Origin of the sequence: Serratia surfactantfaciens, from assembly GCF_001642805.2 — a bacterium.
Lineage (GTDB): Bacteria > Pseudomonadota > Gammaproteobacteria > Enterobacterales > Enterobacteriaceae > Serratia > Serratia surfactantfaciens.
On record NZ_CP016948.1, the window covers coordinates 554,433 to 581,117 of the forward strand.

Annotated in this window: 22 protein-coding genes and 6 tRNA genes; 4 read left to right on the forward strand and 24 right to left on the reverse strand. The window is 58.9% G+C overall.

The features are described 5' to 3' along the window. The first annotated feature begins 1 nt into the window (after position 1). Entirely contained in the window at positions 2–484 is a 483-nt protein-coding gene (locus ATE40_RS02590; protein ID WP_019454079.1) for a zinc ribbon-containing protein, read from the forward strand. Positions 485–524: 40 nt separating this feature from the next. Here the strand turns inward: ATE40_RS02590 and ATE40_RS02595 are convergent, their stop codons facing one another. The 12 genes from ATE40_RS02595 to miaB form a co-directional block, all read right to left on the reverse strand. Next, positions 525–1,229, reverse strand: a complete 705-nt coding sequence (locus ATE40_RS02595) for an FMN-dependent NADH-azoreductase (protein WP_063918891.1) — start codon at positions 1,227–1,229, stop codon at positions 525–527. A 148-nt stretch (positions 1,230–1,377) separates the two neighbouring features. After that, a complete protein-coding gene (gene rihA / locus ATE40_RS02600) occupies positions 1,378–2,310 on the reverse strand; it encodes a pyrimidine-specific ribonucleoside hydrolase RihA (RefSeq protein WP_063918892.1) in 933 nt (310 codons plus the stop codon). Positions 2,311–2,423: 113 nt separating this feature from the next. Further along, positions 2,424–3,149, reverse strand: coding sequence for an amino acid ABC transporter ATP-binding protein (locus ATE40_RS02605; protein ID WP_019454076.1), 726 nt, complete (start codon positions 3,147–3,149; stop codon positions 2,424–2,426). Continuing rightward, positions 3,149–3,823 carry a glutamate/aspartate ABC transporter permease GltK gene (gene gltK / locus ATE40_RS02610; RefSeq protein WP_019454075.1) on the reverse strand — a complete coding sequence of 225 codons (675 nt, stop codon included), beginning with the start codon at positions 3,821–3,823 and terminating at the stop codon, positions 3,149–3,151. The genes ATE40_RS02605 and gltK overlap by 1 nt, the downstream gene beginning before the upstream one ends. Further along, on the reverse strand, positions 3,823–4,563 hold the full coding sequence (locus ATE40_RS02615) for an amino acid ABC transporter permease (protein WP_019454074.1): 741 nt from the start codon (positions 4,561–4,563) through the stop codon (positions 3,823–3,825). Before ATE40_RS02615 ends, gltK begins: the two co-directional genes overlap by 1 nt. A gap of 213 nt (positions 4,564–4,776) precedes the next feature. Further along, positions 4,777–5,673: an amino acid ABC transporter substrate-binding protein gene (locus ATE40_RS02620; RefSeq protein WP_019454073.1), complete on the reverse strand. Its 897-nt coding sequence runs from the start codon at positions 5,671–5,673 to the stop codon at positions 4,777–4,779. A 391-nt stretch (positions 5,674–6,064) separates the two neighbouring features. Further along, positions 6,065–7,594, reverse strand: a complete 1,530-nt coding sequence (gene lnt, locus ATE40_RS02625) for an apolipoprotein N-acyltransferase (protein WP_063918893.1) — start codon at positions 7,592–7,594, stop codon at positions 6,065–6,067. Positions 7,595–7,601: 7 nt separating this feature from the next. Then, the gene (gene corC / locus ATE40_RS02630) at positions 7,602–8,480 is read right to left on the reverse strand and encodes a CNNM family magnesium/cobalt transport protein CorC (RefSeq protein WP_004939973.1); all 879 of its coding nucleotides are present in this window, start codon (positions 8,478–8,480) and stop codon (positions 7,602–7,604) included. A gap of 84 nt (positions 8,481–8,564) precedes the next feature. Beyond that, positions 8,565–9,038: an rRNA maturation RNase YbeY gene (gene ybeY, locus ATE40_RS02635; RefSeq protein WP_063918894.1), complete on the reverse strand. Its 474-nt coding sequence runs from the start codon at positions 9,036–9,038 to the stop codon at positions 8,565–8,567. After that, positions 9,035–10,090: a PhoH family protein gene (locus tag ATE40_RS02640; RefSeq protein WP_004939969.1), complete on the reverse strand. Its 1,056-nt coding sequence runs from the start codon at positions 10,088–10,090 to the stop codon at positions 9,035–9,037. The genes ybeY and ATE40_RS02640 overlap by 4 nt, the downstream gene beginning before the upstream one ends. A 234-nt stretch (positions 10,091–10,324) precedes the next feature. Then, positions 10,325–10,660, reverse strand: a complete 336-nt coding sequence (locus ATE40_RS02645; protein ID WP_004939967.1) for a zinc ribbon domain-containing protein YjdM — start codon at positions 10,658–10,660, stop codon at positions 10,325–10,327. Between the two features lie 120 nt (positions 10,661–10,780). Continuing rightward, positions 10,781–12,205 (reverse strand): tRNA (N6-isopentenyl adenosine(37)-C2)-methylthiotransferase MiaB, encoded by a 1,425-nt coding sequence (gene miaB / locus ATE40_RS02650; protein ID WP_038877474.1) that lies wholly within the window; start codon positions 12,203–12,205, stop codon positions 10,781–10,783. 197 nt (positions 12,206–12,402) lie between these two features. Here miaB and ubiF point away from each other — a divergent pair, with 197 nt between their 5' ends. After that, positions 12,403–13,584: a 3-demethoxyubiquinol 3-hydroxylase gene (gene ubiF, locus ATE40_RS02655; protein ID WP_063918895.1), complete on the forward strand. Its 1,182-nt coding sequence runs from the start codon at positions 12,403–12,405 to the stop codon at positions 13,582–13,584. An 87-nt stretch (positions 13,585–13,671) separates the two neighbouring features. Here ubiF and ATE40_RS02660 read toward each other — a convergent pair. From ATE40_RS02660 to nagB, 12 genes are all read right to left on the reverse strand, one after another. Further along, positions 13,672–13,746 (reverse strand) — tRNA-Gln (locus tag ATE40_RS02660). A 4-nt stretch (positions 13,747–13,750) separates the two neighbouring features. Beyond that, positions 13,751–13,827: transfer RNA gene (locus ATE40_RS02665), tRNA-Met, on the reverse strand. 41 nt (positions 13,828–13,868) lie between these two features. Continuing rightward, positions 13,869–13,943 (reverse strand) — tRNA-Gln (locus ATE40_RS02670). 44 nt (positions 13,944–13,987) lie between these two features. After that, positions 13,988–14,062, reverse strand: a tRNA-Gln gene (locus ATE40_RS02675). 30 nt (positions 14,063–14,092) lie between these two features. Continuing rightward, positions 14,093–14,177: transfer RNA gene (locus ATE40_RS02680), tRNA-Leu, on the reverse strand. 16 nt (positions 14,178–14,193) lie between these two features. Beyond that, positions 14,194–14,270: transfer RNA gene (locus ATE40_RS02685), tRNA-Met, on the reverse strand. A gap of 218 nt (positions 14,271–14,488) precedes the next feature. Beyond that, positions 14,489–16,153, reverse strand: a complete 1,665-nt coding sequence (gene asnB, locus ATE40_RS02690) for an asparagine synthase B (protein ID WP_019454068.1) — start codon at positions 16,151–16,153, stop codon at positions 14,489–14,491. 284 nt (positions 16,154–16,437) lie between these two features. Then, a complete protein-coding gene (chiC, locus tag ATE40_RS02695) occupies positions 16,438–17,880 on the reverse strand; it encodes a chitinase ChiC (RefSeq protein ID WP_063918896.1) in 1,443 nt (480 codons plus the stop codon). Positions 17,881–18,069: 189 nt separating this feature from the next. Further along, positions 18,070–18,822, reverse strand: coding sequence for an HAD-IIA family hydrolase (locus ATE40_RS02700; RefSeq protein ID WP_019454065.1), 753 nt, complete (start codon positions 18,820–18,822; stop codon positions 18,070–18,072). Between the two features lie 67 nt (positions 18,823–18,889). After that, positions 18,890–20,110 (reverse strand): DNA-binding transcriptional regulator NagC, encoded by a 1,221-nt coding sequence (gene nagC, locus ATE40_RS02705; RefSeq protein WP_019454064.1) that lies wholly within the window; start codon positions 20,108–20,110, stop codon positions 18,890–18,892. A 27-nt stretch (positions 20,111–20,137) separates the two neighbouring features. Continuing rightward, on the reverse strand, positions 20,138–21,277 hold the full coding sequence (gene nagA / locus ATE40_RS02710; protein WP_025160041.1) for an N-acetylglucosamine-6-phosphate deacetylase: 1,140 nt from the start codon (positions 21,275–21,277) through the stop codon (positions 20,138–20,140). Between the two features lie 18 nt (positions 21,278–21,295). Next, complete coding sequence (nagB, locus tag ATE40_RS02715; RefSeq protein WP_004939952.1) at positions 21,296–22,096, reverse strand: glucosamine-6-phosphate deaminase; 801 nt, start codon at positions 22,094–22,096, stop codon at positions 21,296–21,298. A gap of 334 nt (positions 22,097–22,430) precedes the next feature. On the opposite strand from nagB, the gene nagE reads away from it, so the two are divergent. Then, the gene (gene nagE, locus ATE40_RS02720; RefSeq protein ID WP_025160040.1) at positions 22,431–24,467 is read left to right on the forward strand and encodes an N-acetylglucosamine-specific PTS transporter subunit IIBC; all 2,037 of its coding nucleotides are present in this window, start codon (positions 22,431–22,433) and stop codon (positions 24,465–24,467) included. 240 nt (positions 24,468–24,707) lie between these two features. Further along, complete coding sequence (glnS, locus tag ATE40_RS02725; protein WP_019454061.1) at positions 24,708–26,372, forward strand: glutamine--tRNA ligase; 1,665 nt, start codon at positions 24,708–24,710, stop codon at positions 26,370–26,372. Positions 26,373–26,685 lie beyond the last annotated feature (313 nt).

A 26,685-nucleotide genomic window follows, 5' to 3' on the forward strand; every position in this document is an offset into this window, starting at 1 on the left:
TATGAACAAGGTTGCTCAGTATTACCGCGAATTGGTGGCATCGCTGACCGAACGCCTGAAAAACGGTGAACGAGATATCGACGCCCTGGTGGCCAGCGCGGAGCGGCGGTTGAACGAGGCCGAAGGTCTGACCCGCGACGAGGTGCGGCAGGTGACGCAGGCGGTGCGGCGCGATCTGGAAGAGTTTGCCCGCAGCTACCAGGAGAGCCGGGACGAATTTACCGACAGCGTATTTATGCGGGTGATCAAAGAGAGTCTGTGGCAGGAGTTGGCGGATATCACCGACAAAACCCAGTTGGAGTGGCGCGAGGTGTTCAAGGACGTCAGCCACCACGGCGTTTACCACAGCGGTGAAGTGGTGGGGCTGGGCAATCTGGTGTGCGAGCAATGCCACTATCACCTGGCTTTTTACACCCCGGAAGTGCTGCCGCTGTGCCCGAAATGCGGCCACGACCAGTTCCAGCGCCGGCCGTTTGAACCTTGATGACGTTCCCCGTCAGGGCGGGGAACGCTAAGGCCGGCGTTTAACGGAACAGTTTCTTCAGCAGGTTGCTCAGGAAACCGCCGCTGACGGTTGCCGGGGCAGCTTTCGCCTGCGCCGGCGCGCTAGCCGCTACGGCGACGCCGGCCGGGATTTTCTGCGCGACCGCGATGCGGCTGTCCTGAGCGGCTTTTTCCGCCGCTTCCGGGCCGTAGGCAAAGCCTTCTGCCAGCACGAATTCAACGTCGGTGATGCCGATAAAGCCCAGGAACAGCTTCACGTACGGCGTGATCAGATCCGTCGGCGTGTCGGCGTGGATGCCGCCGCGGCTGGAGATGACGATCGCTTTCTTGCCCGTCACCAGCCCTTCGGCGCCGGCGGAGGTATAGCGGAACGTCTGACCGGCGCGGGCGATCAGATCGAAGTAGATCTTCAGCTGCGTCGGGATATTGAAGTTGTACATCGGCGCGCTGATGATCAGCGTGTCGTGTGATTTCAGTTCGGCAATCAGCTCGTCGGACAGCGCCAGGGTGCTTTGCTGGTGCGGCGTCAGCGGTTTGTCGCCGGCGGAAAAACCGGCCATCACTTCGCCATCCAGCTCCGGCAGCGTCGGGTTGGCCAGATCGCGCACGGTAAAGGTGTCTTCAGGGTGAGTTTCACGCCATTGTTCAACAAAAAAATCGACTAATTTTCCAGACTGGGAATATTCACCCAGAATGCTTGATTTCAGGACCAGTACGCGGCTCATTGGCTTATCTCCAGGCGAAGTTTAATCGGTAACGATGTCAGTCGGTGTAAACGCATGGTAGAGGCAAGCCATGAACAGTGATAGCGCAAAAATTCGCTGAGTTAAATCAAAAAAGTTGAATGAGGGGCGCGAGCGCGCCCCGAAGGGATTAATAACGCGCTACGCGCTCGGCCAGCAGATCGATAAAGCCTTCGCGGTTGATGCCGGTCAGCACTTCCACGTTGGCCGCTTTGCCGGTTTGCTGGAAATAGTCCACCACCGTCATGCCGACGGTGTATTCCCCTTTGGTTTCCACACCCACCCAGCGTTCTACGCCGGTAAACAGCTGCGGCGCCAGCAGCCAGGCGATGGTGCAGGGATCGTGCATCGCCGCGCCGGGCAGGCCGCGCGGATGGCTGAGGTACAGCGGCAGATAAAAATCGAGCATCTCCGCCACCGCCTGGGCGACCGGATTGTCTATCTGACGAATGCGCTCGATATCCTGCGGCAGCACCAGCGCCTGATGGGTGACGTTCAGCCCGGCCATGGTCAGCGGCACGCCGGATTTCAGCACCATTTCGGCGGCTTCGGGATCGACGAAGATATTGAATTCCGCCACCGGCGTGGTATTGCCGGCGTTCATGCCGCCGCCCATAAATACGATGCGTTCGATGCGGCTTTTCAGCTCGGCATGCTGGGCCAACAGCAGGGCGATGTTGGTCATCGGGCCGGTCACCACCAGGGTGATCGGCTGGGGGCTGGTGCGCAGCAGGTCGGCGATCAGCTCAACGGCGCCGCGGGGGTCGGGCTTGAGGGTCGGTGTCGGCAGGTGGGTGTTGCCCATGCCGGTTTTGCCGTGGACATAGTCGGCGATCACCAGCTCGCGCATCAGCGGGCCGCTGGCGCCGGCGGCGACCGGAATGTCTTCGCGCTGCATCAGGGTCAACAGACCCAGCGCGTTATGCAGGGTTTTCTCCGGCGTCTGGTTGCCGGCGGAGGTGGTGATGGCTTTGACGTCCAGCTCCGGCGAACGCAGCGCCATGGCCAGCGCGATGGCGTCGTCGAGGCCGGGATCGCAATCGATGATAATAGGGCGGGGCATGTTCTTTCTCCTCTGTTTGTTATCCTGCGAGCATCGGATCAAAACCGGGGAGAAACAAGCGCTTTTAGTGCCGGGAGAAAAGATGCGCCCCTGGCGGGGCGCATAGAGGGAACTTAGTGCAGGATCTTGGCCAGGAAGTCCTTGGCGCGCTCGGATTCGGGGTTGTTGAAGAAATCGTCTTTGTTGCGGTCTTCGACGATTTTGCCTTCGTCCATAAAGATCACCCGGTTCGCCACTTTGCGGGCGAAGCCCATTTCGTGGGTCACCACCATCATGGTCATGCCTTCGTTCGCCAGCTCGACCATCACGTCCAGCACTTCATTGATCATTTCCGGATCGAGCGCCGAGGTCGGTTCATCGAACAGCATGGCGATCGGATCCATGCACAGCGCGCGGGCGATGGCGACGCGCTGCTGCTGGCCGCCGGACAGCTGACCGGGGAACTTGTTGGCGTGGGCGGAAAGGCCGACGCGTTCCAGCAGCTTCAGCCCCTTCTCGCGTGAGGCGGTTTTGTCGCGCTTGAGCACTTTCACCTGCGCCAGCGTCAGGTTGTCGATGATCGACAGATGCGGGAACAGCTCAAAGTGTTGGAACACCATGCCGACCTTGGCGCGCAGCTGCGCCAGATTGGTTTTCTTGTCGTTGACCGGCGTGCCGTTCACCAGGATATCGCCCTGCTGGATCGGCTCAAGGCCGTTGACGGTTTTGATCAGGGTGGACTTGCCGGAACCTGAAGGACCGCAGACGACGACCACTTCGCCTTTTTTCACTTCGGTGGTGCAATCGGTCAACACCTGAAAGTGACCGTACCACTTAGAAACATTTTTCAGGGATATCATCAAACAGTCCTTTTCTTCAAATAGCTTACCAGCGCCGAGGCGGCGAGGCTGATAACAAAATAGACAAAGCCGGCGAACAGGATCATTTCAACCTGGGTGCCGTCGCGTTCGCCGATGGTCGATGCGGTGCGGAAGAAGTCGGCCAGGCTCAGAACGTAAACCAGCGACGTATCCTGGAACAGCACGATGCCCTGAGTCAGCAGCAGCGGCACCATGGCACGAAACGCCTGCGGCAGGATCACCAGCCGCATGGATTGCCAGTGGGTCATGCCCAGCGCCAGCGCGGCGGAGGATTGGCCGCGCGAGATGCTGATAATGCCGGCGCGGATGATTTCCGAGTAATAGGCTGCTTCAAACAGGGAAAAGGCTACCATAGCCGAGATCAGGCGAATATCGGTTTTCGGCGACAACCCTAGAACCTGTTGTAATAAGCTTGGAACCACCAGATAGAACCACAGCAGCACCATCACCAGCGGCACCGAGCGGAACAGGTTGACGTACAGGGTGGCGAACCAGCTGATCGGCTTGAACGGCGACAGACGCATCACCGCAAGCACGGTGCCCCACAGGATGCCGACCACGATGGCGGTCACGGTGATCTTCAGCGTGATCGCCATGCCCTGCAGCAGGAAAGGGAAGCTTGGGACGATCGACGCCCAGTCAAATTCGTACATTATTTACTCCCCAGGTTGCCAGGCAACTGCACTTTCTTTTCGACCAGACGCATAAACAGCATGATAACGGCGTTGATGCCGATATAAGCCAGCGTGATGGCGGTAAAGGATTCATAGGCGTGTGCGGAGTAATCCAACAGCTTGCCGGCCTGTGCGGCCATGTCCACCAGCCCGATGGTTGAGGCGATGGCAGAGTTTTTGACCAGGTTGAGCATCTCCGAGGTCATCGGCGGCACGATCACCCGATAGGCGTTCGGCAGCAGCACGTAGCGGTAGGTTTGCGGCAGCGTCAGGCCCATCGCCAGCCCGGCCGCTTTCTGACCGCGCGGCAGGGATTGAATGGCGGCGCGCACCTGCTCGCAAACGCGGGCGGCGGTAAACAGCCCCAGGCAGAGCATGGAGGAGACGAAGAACTGCACGTTGGGATCCAGCTCGCTTTTAAACCAGGTGCCGATATTGGCCGGCAACAGTTCGGGGATCACCAGATACCAGGTAAAGAATTGCACGATCAGCGGCACGTTGCGGAACAGTTCGACGTAACAGGTGCCGAGGGCGGAAAGAAAGCGGTTGGGTACGGTACGTAAGATACCGAACAGCGAACCGACGAAGAAAGCGATAATCCATGCACAGACGGAGAGGGCCACCGTGACCTGAAAGCCGGACCAGATCCAGCCGAGGTATGTGGTGTTCCCAAACGGGGCCTGCTGCAGGAAGATACCCCAGTTCCAATCTATTGACATAACAAACTCCGGTAAACGGGCGCAGAGCGCCGAAGATTGATGACTTGATGAGCGCCGATCGCCGCGCGGCCAGTCTGGCTGGCTTATTGTGTGCGGAGGTCGGTGATGCGCCTTGGGGAAAATGAGGGAGGGGAACGGCCCCCCTCATACCTGTCTGTCCCAGTCATCAACTGGGCCGGTTTGGCCTGGCGGCCGCTCCGGCTGTCATTCTATTTAGTTCAATGCCTTGTCGTTAGGTTCTTTGAACAGCTGCTTCATGTCGTCCGACAGTTCGAAGTTCATGTTGAGGTTTTTCGGTGGAATAGGCTGCTTGAACCATTTATCAAACCACTTGGCCGCTTCGCCGGAGGTTTGCGCCTGGACGATGGTGTCATCGACCAGTTTCTTGAACGCAGGATCGTCTTTACGCAGCATGCAGCCGTAAGCTTCTTTCGACTGCGGCGTGCCGATGATTTCCCACTGATCCGGCTTCTTGGCCTTGGCGCGCTCACCCGCCAGCAGGGCGTCATCCATCATAAAGGCCACCGCGCGGCCGCTTTCCAGGGTGCGGAAGGAGTCGCCGTGGTCTTTGGCGCTGATGATGCGCATGTTCATTTTGTCGCTGTCGTTCAGCTTGTTCAGCAGCACTTCGGAGGTGGTGCCGGAGGTAACGACCACCGGTTTGCCGGCCAGGTCTTTAAAGTCTTTGATGTCGGAGCCTTTCTTCACCAGCAAGCGGGTGCCGACCACGAAAATGGTGTCGGAGAAGGCGGCCTGTTTCTGGCGCTCGAGGTTATTGGTGGTGGAGCCGCACTCGAAGTCATAGGTGCCGTTTTGCAGCAGCGGAATGCGGTTCTGCGAGGTAATCGGCAGCATTTTCACCTGCAGATTCGGTGCATTAAGCTTTTTCTTAACAGCTTCAACGATTTGGTTGGAGTAGTCCTGAGAGTAGCCCACAACTTTTTGTTGGTTGTCGTAGTAGGAAAAGGGCACTGACGATTCGCGGTGGCCGACAACGATCACGCCATTGTCTTTGATTTTCTTCAGCGTACCGGTCAGGTCTTCCGCGTGCGCCACGCTACCTGCCGCACCGAGCAGCAGTAACGATAACGCCAATTTACGCATTTGCATGGTCCAACTCCTTTGCTGTTGTGGTGGCTCTGACTAAAGAGCGTCAGGTTAAATCGACTATTTATTGCTCAAATTATAAAGATAGTCTTAGAACAGATAGCCGTTAAAAAATAACCGATTGTGAATACCTTGAAACTAAAATGTTTCATTTTTTGAGACGCCGCGCGCACCAAATCAATGCAACAAAACCCTGAAGCACCCGTGCGGTGCGTCAGATGCACCCAAAATGTGCACGGGTGCGACAAAACGTCAGCAAAAGTAAACCGGCGCGCGAGGTCGCCATAGATAAAGCAAGGAGTGTGCCAGCCGCGTTGATTTAACGGCGTTTTCTAACCGGGGAGGAATATTGACGGGAACGCGGGGCGCGGCGGGCGCGCCCCGGCGAAGAGGACTATTTGCGGCGCAGGCCCAGCATCAACGCCCAACCGCCCAGCAGCAGGGTGATCACCCACAGCGGCGTGCCGCCGAAACGCGCGTAAGGCGTGACGCCGGTGGTCGGCGTGACCTTCACTTCGAGCACCTTGCGGGTGAACTGCGGGATTTCGGCGATCACCTCGCCGTTGGCGTCCACCGCGGCGGTAACGCCGTTATTGGTGCTGCGCAGCAGCGGCCGGCCGAGCTCCAACGCGCGCATGCGCGCCATCTGGAAGTGTTGCCACGGACCGATGGAGTGGCCGAACCAGGCGTCGTTGGAGATGGTCAGCAGGAAGTTGGTGTCCGGGCGGAAGTTATCGCGCACCTGCTGGCCCAGCACGATCTCGTAGCAGATCGCCGCCGTCAGGTTGTAACCGCGCACGCTGAGCTGCGGCTGCACATAGTCGCCGCGGCTGAAACCGGACATCGGCAGATTGAAGAACGGTGCGATAGGGCGCAGCAGCTCACCCAGCGGCACGAATTCGCCAAACGGCACCAGGTGGTGCTTGTTGTAGCGATCTTTGGCCGGATAGCTGTACGGCGTCGGTTCGCCGAGCACGATGGCGCTGTTGTATTCCTGCACGCCTTGCGGGGTGGCGCGCGCATCGACAATCCCCGTGATCAGGCTGCTGTTCTTCGCCCGCATCAGGTCATCCATCATGGTCAGGAAGCCGTTCTGACGCGGCTCGAAGTCAGGGATGGCGGATTCCGGCCAGATGATGATCGGCGCTTTGCCCATATAAGGGCGCGTTTCATCCAGATAGGTTTGCAGCGTGCTGAGCAGAATGCTCGGATCCCACTTCATCGACTGGGGAATGTTGCCCTGCACCATGGCGACGTTCACCGCTTTATCCGGCTGCGGAGTAAACCAATGCAGCTGGCGCAGCGGCCACGGCAACAGCAGCAGCGCGGCGGCGATCACCGCAGCCGAGAGGCGGCGCTGATTGACGGCGTATACCAGCAGGCCGGCGATGGACATCAGCATAAAGGTGATGGCGTCGACGCCCAGCAGCGGCGCGATGCCCTTCAGCGGGCCGTTGATCTGGCTGTAGCCGAACTGCAGCCAGGGGAAGCCGGTCAGCACCCAGCCGCGCAGGAATTCGGTTACCTGCCACAGCGCCGGTGCGGCGAGGGCCAGCCGCCACCAGCGGGTAGCCGGCCACAGGCGCGTCAGCAGCCCGGCGAACAGCCCGGTATACAGCGACAGGTAAGCGGCGAGCAGCACCACCAGGAAGACGTTGACGGCGAACGGCATGCCGCCGAAATCGGCGATGCTGACATACACCCAGTTGATGCCGCTGCCGAACAGCCCGAAGCCCCAGATAAAGCCGAGCAGGGCGGACTGTTTGGTGGTGCGATTGAGGGTAACGGCCAGCAGGCCGAATAGGGAGACGATGGCTGCAGGCCAGAAATCGTAGGGGGAGAACGCCAGCGTCCCGCCGGCGCCTGACAACAGCGCCAGCAGGGCGCGAACCCGCTGGCGTTCAAGCAATGAGGCTTTAGCCATGTTGGATTTAATCTTCCAGTTTCGGTGGTGGAGAATCGTCCGGAATTTTTACATGAACCTGGATGATACGTCGACTGTCGGCCATGGCAACTTTAAATAGGTAACCTTCGATTTCAATGGTTTCCCCGCGCGCCGGCAGGTGACCGAAGGCCTGCATCACCAAACCGCCGATGGTATCGACCTCGTCGTCGCTGAAATGGGTGCCGAAGGCTTCGTTGAAGTCTTCGATCGGCGCCAACGCCCGCACGGTATACATGTGGCGGCTGAGCTGGCGGATATCCAGATCGTCTTCGTCGTCGTATTCGTCTTCGATCTCGCCGACGATCAGTTCCAGAATATCTTCGATGGTGACCAGGCCGGACACGCCGCCGAATTCGTCAATGACAATCGCCATGTGGTAGCGCTGGGAGCGGAACTCTTTCAGCATGCGGTCGACGCGCTTGCTTTCCGGCACCACCACCGCGGTGCGCAGCACCTTGTCGATGCTGAACGGCTCGGAGTCTGCGCGCATGAACGGCAGCAGATCCTTGGCCATCAGGATGCCTTCGATGTGATCTTTGTCTTCGCTGATCACCGGGAAGCGCGAGTGGGCGGAGTCGATAATCACGTCCAGGCACTCTTCCAGCGTTTGGTTACGCTTGAGCGTCACCATCTGGGAGCGGGGGATCATGATGTCGCGCACGCGCTGCTCGGCGATATCCATCACGCCTTCCAGCATGTCGCGGGTATCGGGATCGATCAGGTCGTTTTGTTCGGAATCACGGATCAGCTCGACCAGATCGCCACGGTTTTTGGGCTCGCCGTGGAACAGCTGGTTAAGGATAAGAGTAAAGAACCCCTTCTTGGGACTGGGGCTGTCATTGCTTTGTGAATGGTCGTCGCTCATGGCGTTTTCGTTACTGTCACTCATGTCAGAGTTAAGGGGCGTCAGCGACAGCCCCGCAGGGGGCTGTGGGATACACGGCTGACGTCAGACGGGGTCTTTTTCCGCCAGGTACGGATCAGGATAGCCCAGTCCGTGCATGATTTCGGTTTCCAAAGACTCCATTTCTTCGGCTTCATCGTCTTCGATGTGGTCATACCCTAGCAGATGAAGGCTGCCGTGGACAACCATATGCGCCCAGTGGGCCTCCAGCGCCTTGCCTTGCTCAATCGCTTCCTGTTCAACCACCTGGCGGCAGATGATCAGATCGCCGAGCAGCGGTAGCTCGATGCCCGGCGGGGCCTCGAACGGGAAAGAGAGCACGTTGGTCGGCTTGTCTTTGCCGCGGTAGGTCAGGTTCAGCTCGTGGCTTTCCGCTTCGTCCACCAGACGCACGGTCACCTCGGCTTCTTCCTGAAATTGCGGCAGCACGCCTTCCAGCCAGCGCTGGAAAGTGGCTTCATCCGGCAGGCCGCCGCTGCTTTCACAGGCAATCTGCAGATCCAAAATCACCTGACTCATGGTGTCTCCTGCTCGGAGGCGGCGAGCGCCTCGCGCTTACGTTGTTCGGCAATCGCGTCTTTGCGCTTCTGTTCGGCCGCTTCCCAGGCCTCGTAGGCGATGACCACGCGGGCCACCACCGGGTGGCGCACCACGTCTTCGCTGTGGAAGAAGTTGAAGCTCAGCTCTTCCACGTCCGACAGCACTTCCACCGCGTGGCGCAGGCCGGATTTCTGGTTGCGCGGCAGGTCGATCTGGGTGACGTCGCCGGTGATGACCGCCTTCGAGTTGAAGCCGATGCGCGTCAGGAACATCTTCATCTGTTCGATGGTGGTGTTCTGGCTCTCATCCAGAATGATAAAGGCGTCGTTCAGCGTGCGGCCGCGCATGTAGGCCAGCGGCGCGACTTCGATCACGTTGCGCTCGATGAGCTTCTCCACGCGCTCGAAGCCCAGCATTTCGAACAGGGCATCGTACAGTGGGCGCAGGTAAGGATCGACCTTCTGGCTCAGATCGCCCGGCAGGAAGCCCAGCTTTTCGCCGGCTTCGACCGCAGGGCGGGTCAGCAGAATGCGGCGAATTTCCTGACGCTCCAGCGCATCCACCGCAGCGGCGACCGCCAGGTAGGTTTTGCCGGTACCCGCCGGGCCGATGCCGAAGGTGATGTCGTGATCGAGAATGTTGGCGATGTATTGCGCCTGGTTAGGCGTGCGCGGTTTCACCATGCCGCGCTTGGTTTTGATGGTGACCGCCTTGCCGTAATCCGGCACGCTGTCGGCGACCTGTTCCAGCACCCGGCTCTCTTTGATAGCCAGATGGATTTGCTCCGGATCGATATCCGGGATCACGCCGCGAATCGGCGCGGTATCCACGTACAGATGGCGCAGGATATCGGCGGCGGCGACCACGCACAGGTTCTTGCCGACCAGCTTGAAACGGTTGTCGCGGCGATTGATTTCGATGCCCAATCGGCGCTCGAGCTGCTTGATGTTGTCATCAAACGGGCCGCACAGGCTGAGCAAACGCTGGTTGTCTGCGGGCTCTAACAAAATTTCTTGTGTTGCGACGTTCAAACTATTCCTCTAGGTCACATCGGGCCTGGTTGATGTCACATAGCGCGTCCGGGACGCGCGCGTTCAGGACGAGCCTGAATACTCTCTTTCTTGAATTATTCATGGTGCGCCGCAACGGCGCAAGTTTACCGCTGATCTATCTGTGCGCCGCCGGCGAAATTCAAGGGAAGATAAGGAAAAAACGCGGCACGGCGCAAAGCCCGCCGCGTCATCACAGAACAAGGCCGGCGGAAATCAGTTCTTTTTCACGAACTCGGATTTCAGCTTCATCGGGCCGAAGCCGTCGATTTTGCAGTCGATGTTGTGATCGCCTTCCACCAGGCGAATGTTTTTCACCTTGGTGCCGATCTTCAGCATCGAGGAGCTGCCTTTAACCTTCAGGTCCTTGATCACGGTGACCGCGTCGCCGTCCGCCAGCAGGTTGCCGTTGGCGTCTTTGACGATCAGCGCGTCCTGGTCTTCCGCCGGGGCGCTGTCGCTCCACTCGTGGGCGCACTCAGGGCAGATGAACAGGGCATTGTCCTGGTAGGTGTATTCGGAGTTGCACTTCGGGCAGTGTGGGAGTTGCATGTTATGTCGCCTCTTCAACAATAAAAAAATAAAAAAAGAAAATCACCGGGCGCGGGCGCCCGGCGGAGAAACGGTAAGGAGTAGCGCGAATGGGCGGCGATAAGGCGAGCCGCCGCGGCGTCAGGGCTGGTAAATGCCGACGCCCAGCGCGTTTTCTTTGCGGGTACGGGCGATCACCGACTGCGGGGATTCATGTACGCGCAGATCCATCTGCTGCTCGGTGCGCACCACTGCGCCACGCAGGGTGTTGGTCAGCACCTCGGTAATTTCCACGTCGACAAACTGGCCGATCATGTCGGGCGTGCCTTCGAAGTTTACCACACGGTTGCATTCGGTGCGCCCGGCCAGCTCCATCACACTTTTGCGCGAGGTGCCTTCCACCAGAATGCGCTGCACGGTGCCGAGCATGCGGCGGCTGAACTGCAGCGCCTGCTGGTTGATGCGATCCTGCAGAATGTACAGCCGCTGTTTTTTCTCTTCTTCGCTGACGTCGTCGACCATGTCCGCCGCCGGGGTGCCCGGGCGCGACGAATAGATGAAGCTGAAGCTGACGTCGAAGTTGACGTCGGCGATCAGATTCATGGTCTGTTCGAAGTCGGCCTGGCTCTCGCCCGGGAAACCGACGATGAAATCGGAGCTGAGCTGAATGGCCGGCCGCGCCTTGCGCAGCTTGCGGATAATCGCCTTGTACTCCAGCGCGGTGTGGGCGCGTTTCATCATGGTCAGGATGCGATCCGAACCGCTCTGCACCGGCAGGTGCAGGAAGCTGACCAGCTCCGGCGTGTCTTCGTACACCGCGATGATGTCGTCGGTGAACTCGATCGGGTGGCTGGTGGTGAAGCGAATGCGATCGATGCCGTCGATGGCCGCCACCAGGCGCAGCAGTTCGGCGAACGAGCAGATCTCGCCGTCATGCGTGGCGCCGCGGTAAGCGTTGACGTTTTGGCCGAGCAGGTTGACTTCACGCACGCCCTGCGCCGCCAGCTGGGCGATTTCGAACAGCACGTCATCGCTCGGGCGGCTCACTTCCTCCCCGCGGGTGTAAGGCACCACGCAGAAGGTACAGTATTTGTTGCAGCCTTCCATGATAGACACGAACGCGGTCGGGCCTTCGGCGCGCGGTTCCGGCAGACGGTCGAATTTTTCGATCTCCGGGAAGCTGATGTCGACCACCGGGCTGCGGGTGCCCTGGACGTGGTTGATCATTTCCGGCAGGCGGTGCAGGGTCTGCGGGCCGAATACCACGTCGACGCAAGGCGCGCGGCTGCGGATAAGTTCGCCTTCTTGCGAGGCCACGCAACCGCCGACGCCGATGATCACCGACGGGTTCTTCTCTTTCAGCAAGCGCCAGCGCCCCAGCATGGCGAAAACTTTCTCCTGCGCTTTTTCGCGGATCGAGCAGGTGTTCAGCAACAGCACGTCCGCTTCTTCGGCGTTTTCGGTCCACTCGAAGCCGTGCGTGCTGTTCAACAGGTCGGCCATTTTCGATGAATCGTACTCATTCATCTGGCAGCCCCAGGTTTTGATATGTAGTTTTTTCGTCATTGACTTGCCATTACTCAGTGCGGAGCGAAAGTTGCGTTACGCGACATGCAGGGCGCGTATTGTAATCATTTGCCGCCGTTGTGACCAGCGCGGGGGAAAATGGCACGCAACCTGAAGCCGAAGCGAAAATCCGGTACACTGCGCAAAACGCCATGCCGGGTGGGATGGCGAGCATTCACACAGAAAACATAGCCAATATGAAGACATCTCAAAATCGGTATGACGCGGTGGTGGTGGGCGGCGGCATGGTCGGCGCGGCGGCGGCTCTCGGGCTGGCGCAGGCGGGCTGGTCGGTGGCGTTGCTGGAACATCAGGCGCCGCAGGCGTTCGAGGCGCAAAGCCCGCCGGACCTGCGCATTTCCGCTATCGGCTGCACCTCGGTGGGGCTGCTGAAACAGCTTGGCGCCTGGCCCGCAGTGACGGCGATGCGCACGGCGCCGTATCGCCGGCTGGAGACCTGGGAATGGGAATCGTCGCGGGTGGCGTTCGATGCGCTGTCACTGGGGCTGCCGGAGCTGGGCTTCATGGTGGAAAACCGCATTCTGCAGCTGGCGCTGTGGCAGCAGTTCGCGCAGTGCGCCAATTTGACGCTGCTGTGCCCCGCCAGGCTGCAATCGCTGCAGCGGGTGGACAAGGCGTGGCAGCTGACGCTGGACAGCGGTGAAACGCTGCAGGCGCGTCTGGTTGTCGGCGCCGACGGCGCCAACTCGCAGGTGCGCAAGCTGGCGGCGATCGGCACCAACGGCTGGCAGTATCGCCAGGCGTGCATGTTGATCACCGTCGATACCGGCGCGCCGCAGCAGGATGTGACCTGGCAGCGCTTCTTCCCGTCCGGGCCGCGCGCCTTCCTGCCGCTGTACGACAGCTGGGCGTCGCTGGTGTGGTATGACAGCCCGCAGCGCATTCGCCAACTGCAGGCGATGCCGCCGGCGCAGCTGGAGCGTGAGATCGTCGCCGCCTTCCCGCCGCGGCTGGGGCCGGTCAAGGTGCACGCCGCCGGATCGTTCCCGCTGACGCGCCGCCATGCGCAGCGTTACGTGCTGCCGGGGCTGGCGCTGTTGGGGGATGCGGCGCATACCATCAATCCGCTGGCCGGGCAGGGCGTCAATCTGGGGTATCGCGACGTGGATGCCTTGCTGAACGTATTGAGCGAGGCGCGGGAGCAGGGAGAGGACTGGAGCAGCGAGGCAGTGCTGCTGCGCTATCAGCGCCGCCGCCGTACCGACAATCTGCTGATGCAGAGCGGCATGGATCTGTTTTATACCGCCTTCAGCAATAACCTGGCGCCGCTGAACGTGGCGCGCAATTTGGCGCTGATGGCCGCGCAGCGGGCGGGCAAGCTGAAAGAGCATGCGTTGAAATACGCCTTGGGATTGTAACCGGCAGGGCTCAGCGGCGGCTGAGCCCGTTAGGCTTGGCTGAACGCCAGACAGCAAAAAGCCCGCCGAAGCGGGCTTTTCTAAATATGGCTGGGGTGCCAGGATTCGAACCTGGGTATGCTGGTATCAGAAACCAGAGCCTTACCGCTTGGCGACACCCCAATTATGGTGGCTACGACGGGATTTGAACCTGTGACCCCATCATTATGAGTGATGTGCTCTAACCAGCTGAGCTACGTAGCCGATGTTACTTTTTACTTCTTTGATTTGCAAGCAGTTTGTTATGGCTGGGGTACCTGGATTCGAACCAGGGAATGCCGGTATCAAAAACCGGTGCCTTACCGCTTGGCGATACCCCACCTGCAAACAAATCTTATGTTGAAACCCCATTCCCGAAAGAATATGGCTGGGGTACCTGGATTCGAACCAGGGAATGCCGGTATCAAAAACCGGTGCCTTACCGCTTGGCGATACCCCATCAACATACTGCGCCGACGATGAAGAGAAATGGTGCGGGAGGCGAGACTTGAACTCGCACACCTTGCGGCGCCAGAACCTAAATCTGGTGCGTCTACCAATTTCGCCACTCCCGCAAATGCAAAAAAGAGATGGTGGCTACGACGGGATTCGAACCTGTGACCCCATCATTATGAGTGATGTGCTCTAACCAGCTGAGCTACGTAGCCCTCTTTTTTTGCTTTGCCTTCATCGGCGTTGCGGGGCGCATTATGCGTATATGACCGATTTGCGTCAACAAGTTTTTTCCCGAAAAAGCGCCCGGAAGCGCCGTTTGTCTGGGTTGTGAACATTATGGCGATAAAATCGGCAATTCAGGCAGTTGGCGGGCGGAAAAGGCAACAAAAAGGCGGGCCAAAAGGCCCGCCCCGGGGAGAATGCCGCGCGATTATTTATAGGCGGCCTGGTGCACGCCGACGGCGCGGCCGGAAGGATCGTCCATCTTCTTGAACGATTCATCCCATTCGATGGCCTTGGCGGACGAGCAGGCGACGGATGGGCCGCCCGGTACGCATTCGGCGGCGCTCGGCAGCGGGAACAGCTCCTCGAAGATTTCGCGGTACAGGTAGCCTTCTTTCGAGGTCGGCGTGTTGTACGGGAAGCGGAAACGCGCGGTTTCGAGCTGTTGATCGCTAATTTGCTGCGCAGCGACCTCTTTTAGCGTGTCGATCCAGCTGTAGCCGACGCCGTCGGAGAACTGCTCTTTCTGGCGCCAGGCCACGCTGGCCGGCAAATAGGACTCGAAACATTCGCGGACGATGTGCTTTTCCATTTTGCCGTTGCCGCACATTTTATCTTTCGGGTTAATGCGCATCGCCACGTCGAGGAATTTCTTGTCCAGGAATGGCACGCGGGCTTCAACGCCCCAGGCGGACATCGCCTTGTTGGCACGCGCACAGTCGAACATATGCAGCGCCAGCAGTTTGCGCACGGTTTCTTCGTGGAATTCGCGGGCGTCCGGCGCCTTATGGAAGTAAAGGTAGCCGCCGAACACTTCGTCCGCGCCTTCGCCGGACAGCACCATCTTGATGCCCATCGCCTTGATTTTGCGCGACATCAGGTACATTGGCGTCGATGCGCGAATGGTGGTGACGTCGTAGGTTTCGATGTGATAAATCACGTCGCGGATGGCATCCAGGCCTTCCTGCACGGTGAAGTGGATTTCATGGTGCACGGTGCCCAGATGGTTGGCCACCTCCTGCGCGGCGCGCAGATCCGGCGAGCCCTCCAGGCCGACGGCGAAGGAGTGCAGCTGCGGCCACCAGGCCTCGCTGCGTTCCTGATCTTCCACGCGGCGCGCGGCGTACTTCTTGGTGATCGCCGAGATGACCGAGGAATCCAGCCCGCCCGACAGCAGCACGCCGTAAGGCACGTCGGACATCAGGTGGCTTTTCACCGACTCTTCCAGCGCGGTGCGCAGGGCGGCGGCGTCGGTCACATTGTCCTTGACGCTGTCGTAATCGAACCAGTCGCGGCGATAGTATTCACGAATCTCCCCGTCCTGGCTCCACAGGTAGCTGCCGGCCGGGAATTCCTTGATGGTGCGGCATACCGGCACCAGCGCTTTCATTTCCGAGGCGACGTACAGGTTGCCGTGCTCGTCGTGGCCCATGTACAGCGGGATGATGCCCAGATGATCGCGGCCGATCAGGTAGGCGTCTTTCTCGGTGTCATACAGGGCGAAGGCGAACATGCCTTGCAGATCGTCGAGGAAGTCCGGGCCCTTCTCCTGATACAGCGCCAGGATCACTTCACAGTCGGAGCCGGTCTGGAAAGCATAGCGCTCGCTCAGCTGCTGGCGCAGCGCCTGATGGTTGTAAATTTCGCCGTTGACCGCCAAAACGTGGGTGTGCGCAGCGTTGTACAGCGGTTGAGCGCCGTTGTTGACGTCGACGATCGACAGGCGTTCGTGAGCCAGAATGGCTTTATCGCTGGCGTAAACGCCGGACCAATCCGGGCCGCGATGGCGCATCAGGCGCGACAGTTCCAGCGCTTTCTTGCGCAGTTCAACGGGATCGGACTTCAGATCGAGCACACCGAAAATAGAACACATACAACTCTCCTAACGGGCTTTTATGACTGTGATGTTGTTTTTTACTGTTATGGGCAGCATTGCCGATTCATTAGCGATAACGCGGTTTTGCTGCGCTGTGGTTATGAAAATGCGCCTAAAGCTGCAGGAGATGCAAGCGTTTTAGCCCTACGCTGAGAAATAGTTGTTTGTGTGGCGATGGTTTTTGACGGATTTTCAGTTATCGGCGTTAAAAATTATCGATTATGCAATTTTTAACGCGATAGCAGGATTGCCGGCCAGTGCGACCGGCAATCGATTAGCGATTAGGCGATGAGTTGCCACAGGGTGAAGGCGACGTCCGGCGTCCAGGCGACGTTTGAGGTGTGCGCCTGAATGCAGGTGTATTTCTTGCCTTTATAGCTCACCACATCGCCGGCTTTATAGCTGTGGCTGTTCTGCCACTCGGGCGCGCCCGGATCGGGCGGCGTTCCGTCGTTGGCGGTTTTGACCGCCAACGCGCTGCTGGGCAGCGAGGTATTGCCCTGGGTATCGGTGGCGGTAACGAAGTAGCTGTATTGGGTGGCCGGGGTCAGGCCGCTGTCGGCCAGCGACAGGCCGGCGGTCTGGCCGATCGGGTTGCCGTTGCGGTAGACGGTGTAGCTGGCGATCGGGAAAGCGCCGGTGGCGGCGGCCCAGCTCAGTTTCAGCGAAGTGGCGCCCAGTTCGGAGACCGTCAGCGCCGTCGGCGCATTAGGCTTTCCCGGCGGCGGGGTAACGCCACCCTGAATCAGCGGCGCATAGCGGGTTTTGAACTCCCAATTGTAGGCTACGCCGGCTTTGCTCTTGCCGTTGTCCCAGTTGATTGACCAGGTCATCAGACCCTTGATCGACAGGTTTTTGGCGTCGAGACGCGAGAAGGCGTTATACACCGCCTGTTTGTTGACCACGTAGCCGGTAGCGGCGGCGTCGTTGTTGCTCGGCAGGCCGATGACGAATTTCGCTGCCGGGATCTTCGCATAGCCGCGGGTGCCGGTGACCAGGCTTTCCGTCAGATAGTAGAGGAAGTCCTCTTTCATGGCGTCATTATTCTGCGTGATCCAGGCGTTGAGTTCATCGACCCAAATACCGTCGCCGCCCTGGTTGTAATATTGTGGCGCGATAAAGTCGTAATAGCCTTCAAGGGCGTTGATATAATCCAGATAGGTGCCGTTAGTGCGTAAATACGGGAATTCCGGCGCCATGCTGATAATAAAGTTTTTTCCCTGCGCGGCGTAATAGTCTTTTACTTTTTTCAACGCCGCAGGCAAGACGGTTTTATTATTGGCGGCGCCGATCGCCGCCTGTTCCAGATCGATATCCAGACCGTCGAAGCCATAGACTTCCACCAGGCGAATAATCTCGTCTTTCAGCTTGTCTTCGTCGCCGGCCTTCAGCTCGATGTGCGCGTCTGCGCCGCCGAGGGAGATCAGCACCGCGCGGCCCTGGCTGTTCAACACGCCCACCTGGCGGCGAAACTCGGCGTCGGACAGGTTGTAAGGCTTGAAGGTCGGGATGCCCTGGCCTTTCATAAAGGCGACGGCCACCACGTTGTACTCGGCGGGAATATCGGTCAGGTTCATATTGGCGAACTGGCCCTGCTGATAGCCGTCACTGGCGCCGGCGGCCCAGTTGTGCCAGAAACCCATCAGGATTTTTTTATTGGCGATCGTCGGCATAGTGGCCGCGTCATCGGCGGCGAGGGCATTAATACTGTTATTTGTGCTCATGGTAGCCTCATTAATCAGGGGTAAGGGTTTTCCGCTCGCCGGCAATATCCTTTATTGGCGGGGCGTAAAGTTATAATGAGGATTTTTAACGCAGGCAGGCTGAAACCTTTTACGGCCATGCGCGAATTAAATTCACGCTGGCGATAAAGAGAGGGAAATAATGGCGGCCGGGCAGCCGCCATGGCCGTATCAGAAAAGGGTGATATCGGCGACGGAAGGGTAGACGTAGCTCGGGCGGAACGGCATGGTTTCGATGTCGCTCAGCGTGGAGACGCCGGACAACACCAGAACGGTTTCCAGGCCGGCCTGGAAGCCTGCCAGAATATCGGTGCGCAGGTTGTCGCCGACGATCACCGTCTCTTCCGAGTGCGCCTGCATTTTGTTCAATGCGGCGCGAATGATCCACGGGCTGGGCTTGCCGACGTAAAACGGTTTGCGGCCGGTGATCTTCTCGATGGGGGCGCACAGCGCGCCGCAGGCCGGCGAGAAGCCGTGGCCGTGGCTATCCGGGTTGGTGGCGATAAAGCGCGCGCCGTTGCTGACGAAGTAGGCGGCTTTGTGCATCATTTCCCAGTTGTAAGAGCGGGTTTCCCCGACGATCACGAAGTCCGGGTTGATATCGGTGATGGTGAAGCCGGCTTTGTACAGCTCATGGATCAGGGCGCCTTCGCCGACCACGTAGGCCTTTTTGCCTTCCTGACGGCGCAGGAAATCGGCGGTGGCCATCGCCGAGGTGTAGAACGCGCTCTCCGGCACTTCCAGCCCGGCGGAGGCGAAGCGGTTCGCCAGATCCTGCGCGGTTTGCGACGGATAGTTGGTCAGCACCACCAGCGGCATGCCTTGTTCCTGGATGCGCGCCAGGAACAGGTCGGCGCCGGGTACCGGCGTATTGTCATGCAGCAGCACGCCGTCGATATCGCATATAACGTTTTTGATTTTCATTTGTCGCTGTTTCTCATGATTACGGCAGGCAAGGGGTGACGATAACACACCTGCCAGAAGCGGCGGATCAGCTTTCCAGCAATCGCTGCAAGAGCACGCCGTTGAGCATCGCGCGTTTGGCCAGGGCGAAAGCGCCGATCGCCGAGCGATGATTGAGTTCGGAGGTCACGACCGGCAAGTTTTTGCGGAAGTCCTTCAGCACCTGGGTATTGATGCAGCTCTGGATGGCCGGCAGTAGCACCTTGTCCGCTTCGGTGATCTCACCGGCGATCACCACCTTCTGCGGATTGAACAGGTTGATGGCGATGGCCACTGCCTTGCCCAGATAGCGGCCGACGTGTTCGATCACTTCGCTGGCCAGCAGATCGCCGCGGTTGGCGGCCTTGCAGATGGCGTTGATGCCGCAGTCTTCCAGCGTCAGTTTGCTCGGGTAGCCCTGGCTCAACAGCTGGCGCACGCGCTGTTCGATCGCCGCGTTGGCGGCCACCGTTTCCAGGCAGCCGAAGTTGCCGCAGTGGCAGCGTTCACCCAGCGGATCGATTTGGATATGGCCGATCTCGCCGACGTTGCCGTTGTTGCCGAGAAAAATCTGCCCGTTGACGATGATGCCGGCGCCGGTGCCGCGGTGCAGGCGCACCAGAATCGAGTCTTCGCAGTCGCGGGTGGCACCGAAGTAGTGCTCCGCCAGCGCCAGGCTGCGGATGTCGTGGCCGACGAAGCTGGTGACGTTGAAGCGCTGCTGCAGATTATCCACCAGCGCCCAGTTGCTGACGCTGATGTGCGGCATGTAGCGCACCACGCCCAGCGCCGGATCCACCAGGCCAGGCAGGATCACCGCGATGGCGATCAGCTCGCGCAGGCGGCGCTGGTTAGCGTCGATGAATTGGGCGATGGCAGCGAACAGCGCATTCTCCAGCGTTTCCTGGGTGCGTTCCGGCAGCGGATAGTGTTCTTCGCTGAGCGATTTACCGCTCATGTCATACAGGGTGATGGTGGCATCGTGACGGCCGAGACGCACCGCGACGGTATGGAAATGACGGGTTTCCGACACGATGGAGATCGCGCGGCGGCCGCCGGTGGAGGCTTGCTGATCGACTTCTTTGATCAGCCCGCGCTCCAGCAGCTGGCGAGTAATTTTGGTGACGCTGGCGGGGGCAAGCTGGCTGAGTTCGGCAATTTGAATGCGCGAGATCGGGCCCTGCTGGTCGATCAGGCGGTAAACTGCCGCGCCGTTAAGTTGTTTGACTAAGTCAACGTTCCCTATTTGTGCTTGTCCGCCAGTGCTCATCAATAATGTTACTCGCTGTTCATTGAATTAAACCTCGTTACCGTTAACGAGCGTTTTGGTGATCTTGAAATCACGGGTGAAGGCGGTCAGGTTAGCCACCTTGCCGGCTTCGATGGTGCCCAGACGGTGCTCGACGCCGATGGCGCGCGCCGGGTACAGCGTCGCCATGCGCAGCGCTTCGTCCAGCGCGATGCCGATATGCTCGACGCTGTTTTGCACCGCTTCGATCATGGTCAGTGCGGAACCGCTCAGGGTACCGTTCTCATCCACGCACAGCCCGTCCCGATAGTATATTGTTTTACCGGCGAAAATAAATTGGTCAATATCTGCACCCGCCGGCGCGGTCGCGTCGGTGACCAGCACCAATTTATCACCTTTCAGGCGTTTGGCGTTACGGATACTCGCCCAAGCCACGTGATGGCCGTCGGCGATGATGCCGGTATAGACCTCCGGCGTATCGAAGATCGCGCCCATCAGCCCCGGTTCGCGGCCGGTGATATACGGCATGGCGTTGTACAGGTGGGTGGCGAAGCTGATGCCGGCGGCGAAGCCGGTGCGCGCCTGATCGTAGGTGGCGTTAGAGTGGCCGGCGGAGACCACGATGCCGGCCTCGGTCAGCTGCTTGATAAAGTGCGGTTCAACCATTTCCGGCGCCAGCGTCACCTTGGTGATCACGTCGGCGTTGGCACACAGGTAATCGATCATTTCCTGAGTTGGCTTGCGAATGAACGCCGGGTTATGGGTGCCTTTTTTCACCGGGCTGAGATACGGCCCTTCCAGGTGCAGGCCCAGCGCCTGGTTTTGGTGCTTTTTCAGATAAGCGCGCATCACGTCGACGCTGTGCTTCATGAATTCGTCGCTGCTGGTGATCAGCGTCGGCAGATAGCTGGTGCAGCCGGATTTCTCGTTGGCGCGCTGCATGATCTCCAGCGTTTCCTCCGAAATCGCTTCCAGCGAATCGTTGAACTGTACGCCGCCGCAGCCGTTCAGCTGCACGTCGATAAGCCCGGGGGCCAGGATGGCGCCACCCAGGTCGCGCGTTTCGATGCCGGCGGGCAATTCAGCCGCCGGGCAGACTCTCTCGATCAGCCCATCAGCGATAATGACTGCATGGTCATCAAGTACGTCGTGGCCGGTATAGATTCGGCCGTGGGTTAAAGCGAACATCGTAGCCCCCTGCAAAGATTAAAGACTTTTAACGCTTTCCGCTTCTAACTCGCGGAAGTATTTGACGGTTTTGACTTTCAGCTCCATGGTGGCCGGTTCGTCGCACACCACCACTGCTTTGGCGTGCAGCTGCAGGCAGCTGATGGTCCACATGTGGTTGATGTTGCCTTCCACTGCGGCTTCCAGCGCCTGCGCCTTGGCGTGGCCGGTCACCAGGATCATCACTTCTTCCGCGTCCAGCAGCGTGCCCACGCCGACGGTCAGCGCATATTTCGGCACCAGGCTGACGTCGCCGCCGAAGAAGCGCGAGTTGGCGATGCGGGTGTCTTCGGTCAGCGTTTTGATGCGGGTGCGCGAAGCCAGGGACGAAGCCGGTTCGTTGAACGCGATGTGGCCGTCGATGCCCACGCCGCCCATGAACAGGTTAATTTTGCCGTAAGACTTGATCTTCTCTTCGTACTGGCGGCACTCGGCGTCGACATCCGCGGCGTTGCCGTTCAGCAGGTTGATGTTTTCACGAGGAATATCAACGTGGTCAAAGAAGTTGCGGTACATGAAGGTGTGATAGCTTTCCGGGTGTTCCTGCGGCAGGCCAACGTACTCGTCCATGTTGAAAGTCACAACATGCTTAAAGCTTACTTCACCTGCTTTGTGCATCGCAATCAGATGTTTGTAGGCTTCCAGCGGCGTGCCGCCGGTAGGCAGGCCGAGCACAAACGGGCGCTCTGCGGTTGGCTTGAATGCGTTGATGCGTTGAACGATATGACGCGCGGCCCATTTGCCGACTTGTGCGGTATCTTTCAGTGGGATAAGTCTCATCTAACACCTCTTGGGATAAGTAAACTAAAGCTATACTGTACGGGCCTGCGGGAGTCGTAAGCGTAACCCAGCTTTATGATTCTCGCGTGAATCGTCCGTCCGGTTGATTTTTTGAATGATAAAATAAGTTTTGTGTGATGGCCAGCAATCTGGGAGGTAAAGACTACTTTTTGGTGATATTTATCACAAAAAGGGAGGTTTTAATTTGCGATACAAAATAAATTTTTTACACTCGGCATGAGTGATACGTGCCATGCGTTGTTTCTAAAAAGGTAGTGAGAGCTCCAAATAAACTACTAATAGGGTCCGTCCGCGGACAACATAGGGGGAAAAGGTGAACATTCTTAGTTATTTGCAAAAGGTGGGACGGGCGCTGATGGTGCCGGTCGCCACGCTGCCCGCCGCCGCCATCTTGATGGGCGTCGGGTACTGGATTGACCCTGTTGGTTGGGGCGGCGACAACGCGCTCGCCGCTTTCTTCATTAAATCCGGCTCCGCTATCATCGACAACATGTCGGTGCTGTTCGCTATCGGCGTGGCCTACGGCATGTCCAAAGACAAGGACGGCGCCGCCGCGTTGACCGGCTTCGTCGGCTTCCTGGTGCTGACCACCCTCTGTTCACCGGCCGCCGTGTCGATGATTCAGAAGATCCCGCTGGATCAGGTGCCTGCCGCGTTCGGCAAAATCCAGAACCAGTTCGTCGGTATTCTGGTGGGTATCATCTCCGCCGAAGTGTACAACCGCTTCAGCGGCGTCGAGCTGCCTAAGGCGCTGTCGTTCTTCAGCGGCCGCCGCCTGGTGCCGATCCTCATCTCCTTCCTGATGATCCTGGTCGCTTTCATTCTGATGTACATCTGGCCGGTGATCTTCAACGGTCTGGTGAACTTCGGTGAACACATCCAGAAAATGGGCTCGGTCGGCGCGGGCATCTATGCCTTCTTCAACCGCCTGCTGATTCCGGTTGGCCTGCACCACGCGCTGAACTCGGTGTTCTGGTTCGACGTGGCCGGCATCAACGATATCCCTAACTTCCTCGGCGGCCAGCAGTCGATCGAAGCCGGTAAAGCGGTTGTCGGCATCACCGGCCGTTATCAGGCGGGCTTCTTCCCAATCATGATGTTCGGTCTGCCGGGTGCGGCGCTGGCCATTTATCACTGCGCGCGTCCTGAGAACAAAGCCAAAGTGGCGGGCATCATGCTGGCGGCCGCTTTCGCCGCCTTCTTTACCGGTATCACCGAACCGCTGGAATTCTCCTTCATGTTCGTGGCGCCGGTGCTGTACGTAATCCACGCCGTGCTGACCGGTATCTCGGTGTTCATCGCTGCCAGCATGCACTGGATCGCCGGTTTCGGCTTCAGCGCCGGGCTGGTGGATATGGTGTTGTCGTCCCGCAACCCGCTGGCGACCCACTGGTACATGCTGATCCCGCAAGGCCTGGTGTTCTTCGTTATCTACTATGTGGTGTTCCGCTTCACCATCAATAAGTTCAACCTGATGACCCCGGGCCGCGAACTGGCGGTTGCCGGTGACGAAACCGACGGCTACGACGTCAACGTCGACAGCAACGCCGGTAAAGACGAGAACGAAACCACCACGCTCGCCCGCCGTTACGTCGGCGCGATCGGCGGTTCCGACAACCTGACCGGCATCGATGCTTGCATCACCCGTCTGCGCCTGAACGTGAAAGACTCCGCGCTGGTGAATGACGCATTGGCGAAACGCCTCGGCGCATCGGGCGTTATCCGCCTGAACAAGCAAAGCGTGCAAGTGATCGTCGGCACGCGTGCCGAACTTATCGCCAGCGCGATGCGCAACGTGATCGCGGCCGGCCCGGTAGCGGCAGCGGCGGCTCCGGCGGCTGCGCCTGCAGCGGAAGCCAAACCGCAGGCGGTGCCGAACGCGCCGAAAGCCGCGTTTGAAACGCTGGTGGCACCGGTAACCGGTGAAGTGGTGGCGCTCGATCAGGTGCCGGACGAAGCCTTCGCCAGCAAGGCGGTGGGCGACGGCCTGGCAATTCGCCCGACCGATAGCATCGTCGTGGCGCCGGCTGACGGCACCGTGGTGAAAATCTTCAACACCAACCACGCATTCTGCCTGGAAACCGACAAGGGCGCCGAGATCGTGGTGCACATGGGGATCGACACCGTCGCGCTGGAAGGCCAGGGCTTCAAACGCTTGGTGGAAGAGGGCGCGGAAGTGAAAGCCGGTCAACCGATTCTGGAACTGGATCTGGATTATCTGAACGCCAACGCACGTTCGATGATAAGCCCGGTGGTGGTCAGCAACTCTGACGACTACGCCGGCCTGGCGGCACTGGCCAGCGGCTCGGTGGTCGCCGGTCAGACCAAGCTGTACGAGATCCAGAAATAAGGCTGTTTTTACCTGAGTAGTACCTGGGGCCGGTCACGCATCATGGCGGAGTTTGCCCCGACTTGGCGGGAAGAGAGCGATCTCTTCCCGCTTTTTTTATCCCGTTTCGCCCCACGACGGTGCGCTGCGCGTCGATGGTGCAATGCGCCGCATTTTTCGTGAAACAAACGGTTGTTTCCAGACGTGGCTTGTTGGATCATAGGCGGTTATGTGTAGCGCTTTGCATTGAGGAACAGTGAAATGAGTGAGGCTGAAGCCCGCCCAACCAATTTTATCCGTCAGATCGTCGATGAAGATCTGGCGTCGGGGAAACACACGTCGGTTCATACCCGCTTCCCGCCGGAGCCTAACGGCTACCTGCATATCGGTCACGCCAAGTCCATCTGCCTGAACTTCGGCATCGCCAAGGACTATCAGGGCCAGTGCAATCTTCGCTTCGATGACACCAACCCGGTGAAAGAAGACATCGAGTTCGTGGAGTCAATCAAGCATGACGTGGAGTGGCTGGGCTTTGAGTGGAGCGGCAACGTTCGTTACTCCTCAGACTATTTTGATCAGCTGCACCAGTATGCGGTTGAACTGATCACCAAGGGCCTGGCTTACGTCGACGAACTGTCGCCGGAGCAGATCCGTGAATATCGCGGCACCCTGACCGCGCCGGGCAAAGACAGCCCGTACCGCGGCCGCAGCGTTGAAGAGAACCTGGCGCTGTTCGAGAAGATGCGCAACGGCGAGTTCGCCGAGGGCGCCGCCTGCCTGCGCGCCAAGATCGATATGGCTTCGCCGTTTATCGTGATGCGCGATCCGGTGCTGTACCGCATCAAGTTCGCCGAACACCACCAGACCGGCAACAAATGGTGCATCTACCCGATGTACGATTTCACCCACTGCATTTCCGATGCGCTGGAAGGGATCACCCATTCGCTGTGCACCCTGGAATTCCAGGATAACCGCCGTCTGTATGACTGGGTGCTGGATAACATCACCATTCCTTGCCACCCGCGTCAGTACGAGTTTTCGCGTCTGAACCTCGAATACGCCATCATGTCGAAGCGCAAGCTGCACCAGCTGGTGGCCGAGAAGATCGTCGAAGGCTGGGATGACCCGCGCATGCCGACCGTTTCCGGGCTGCGTCGTCGCGGTTATACCGCCGCTTCGATTCGCGAGTTCTGCCTGCGCATCGGCGTGACCAAGCAAGACAACAACGTTGAAATGATGGCGCTGGAATCCTGCATTCGCGACGATCTGAACGAAAACGCGCCGCGCGCCATGGCGGTGCTGGATCCGGTGAAAATCGTTATCGAGAACATGGGCGACGCGGTGGAAATGGTCACCATGCCAAACCATCCGAACAAGCCGGAAATGGGCAGCCGTGATGTGCCGTTCAGCCGCGAGATCTATATCGATCGCGCCGACTTCCGCGAAGAAGCCAACAAGCAGTACAAGCGTCTGGTGTTGGGCAAGGAAGTGCGTCTGCGCAATGCGTACGTGATCAAGGCCGAGCGCGTCGAGAAAGACGAAGCGGGCGAGATCACCACCATCTTCTGCAGCTACGATGCGGAAACGCTGAGCAAGGATCCTGCCGACGGCCGCAAGGTGAAGGGCGTGATCCACTGGGTGTCTGCGGCGCACGCGCTGCCGGCGGAAATTCGCCTGTACGATCGCCTGTTCAGCGTGCCTAACCCGGGCGCGGCGGAGGATTTCCTCTCCACCATCAACCCGGAATCGCTGGTGATCAAGCACGGCTTCGTCGAGCCGAGCCTGGCGGCCGCACAGCCGGAGAAGGCCTATCAGTTCGAACGTGAAGGCTACTTCTGCGCCGACAGCCGTTACTCTTCGGCCGAACATTTGGTGTTTAACCGCACTGTCGGCCTGCGTGACACCTGGGCGAAAATCGAAGGCTAATCTTAATCGCCTCGAAAATTAATGTATCAGCGCGGCTTAGGCCGCGCTTTTTTATGCCTGCGATTGAGCAAACAACCCATTCCTCTCCCATTTTCTGGCGGGCGCTAAATTAATTGCGGCGCGTTAACCAATAAGCTTCTTGATATTGATCTTAATAGTGTTAACTTTTCTTATATATTCGTGATGCGAATTAATTTCATTTAGAGAGCGCTCTCAGATTTTATCTTCTGACTGACGAATTAGCTCAGGCTGAAACCATTAATCGTCTCTGGTTGACCTTATATCTGTGTTTATTCTGATTTAATTGAATTTT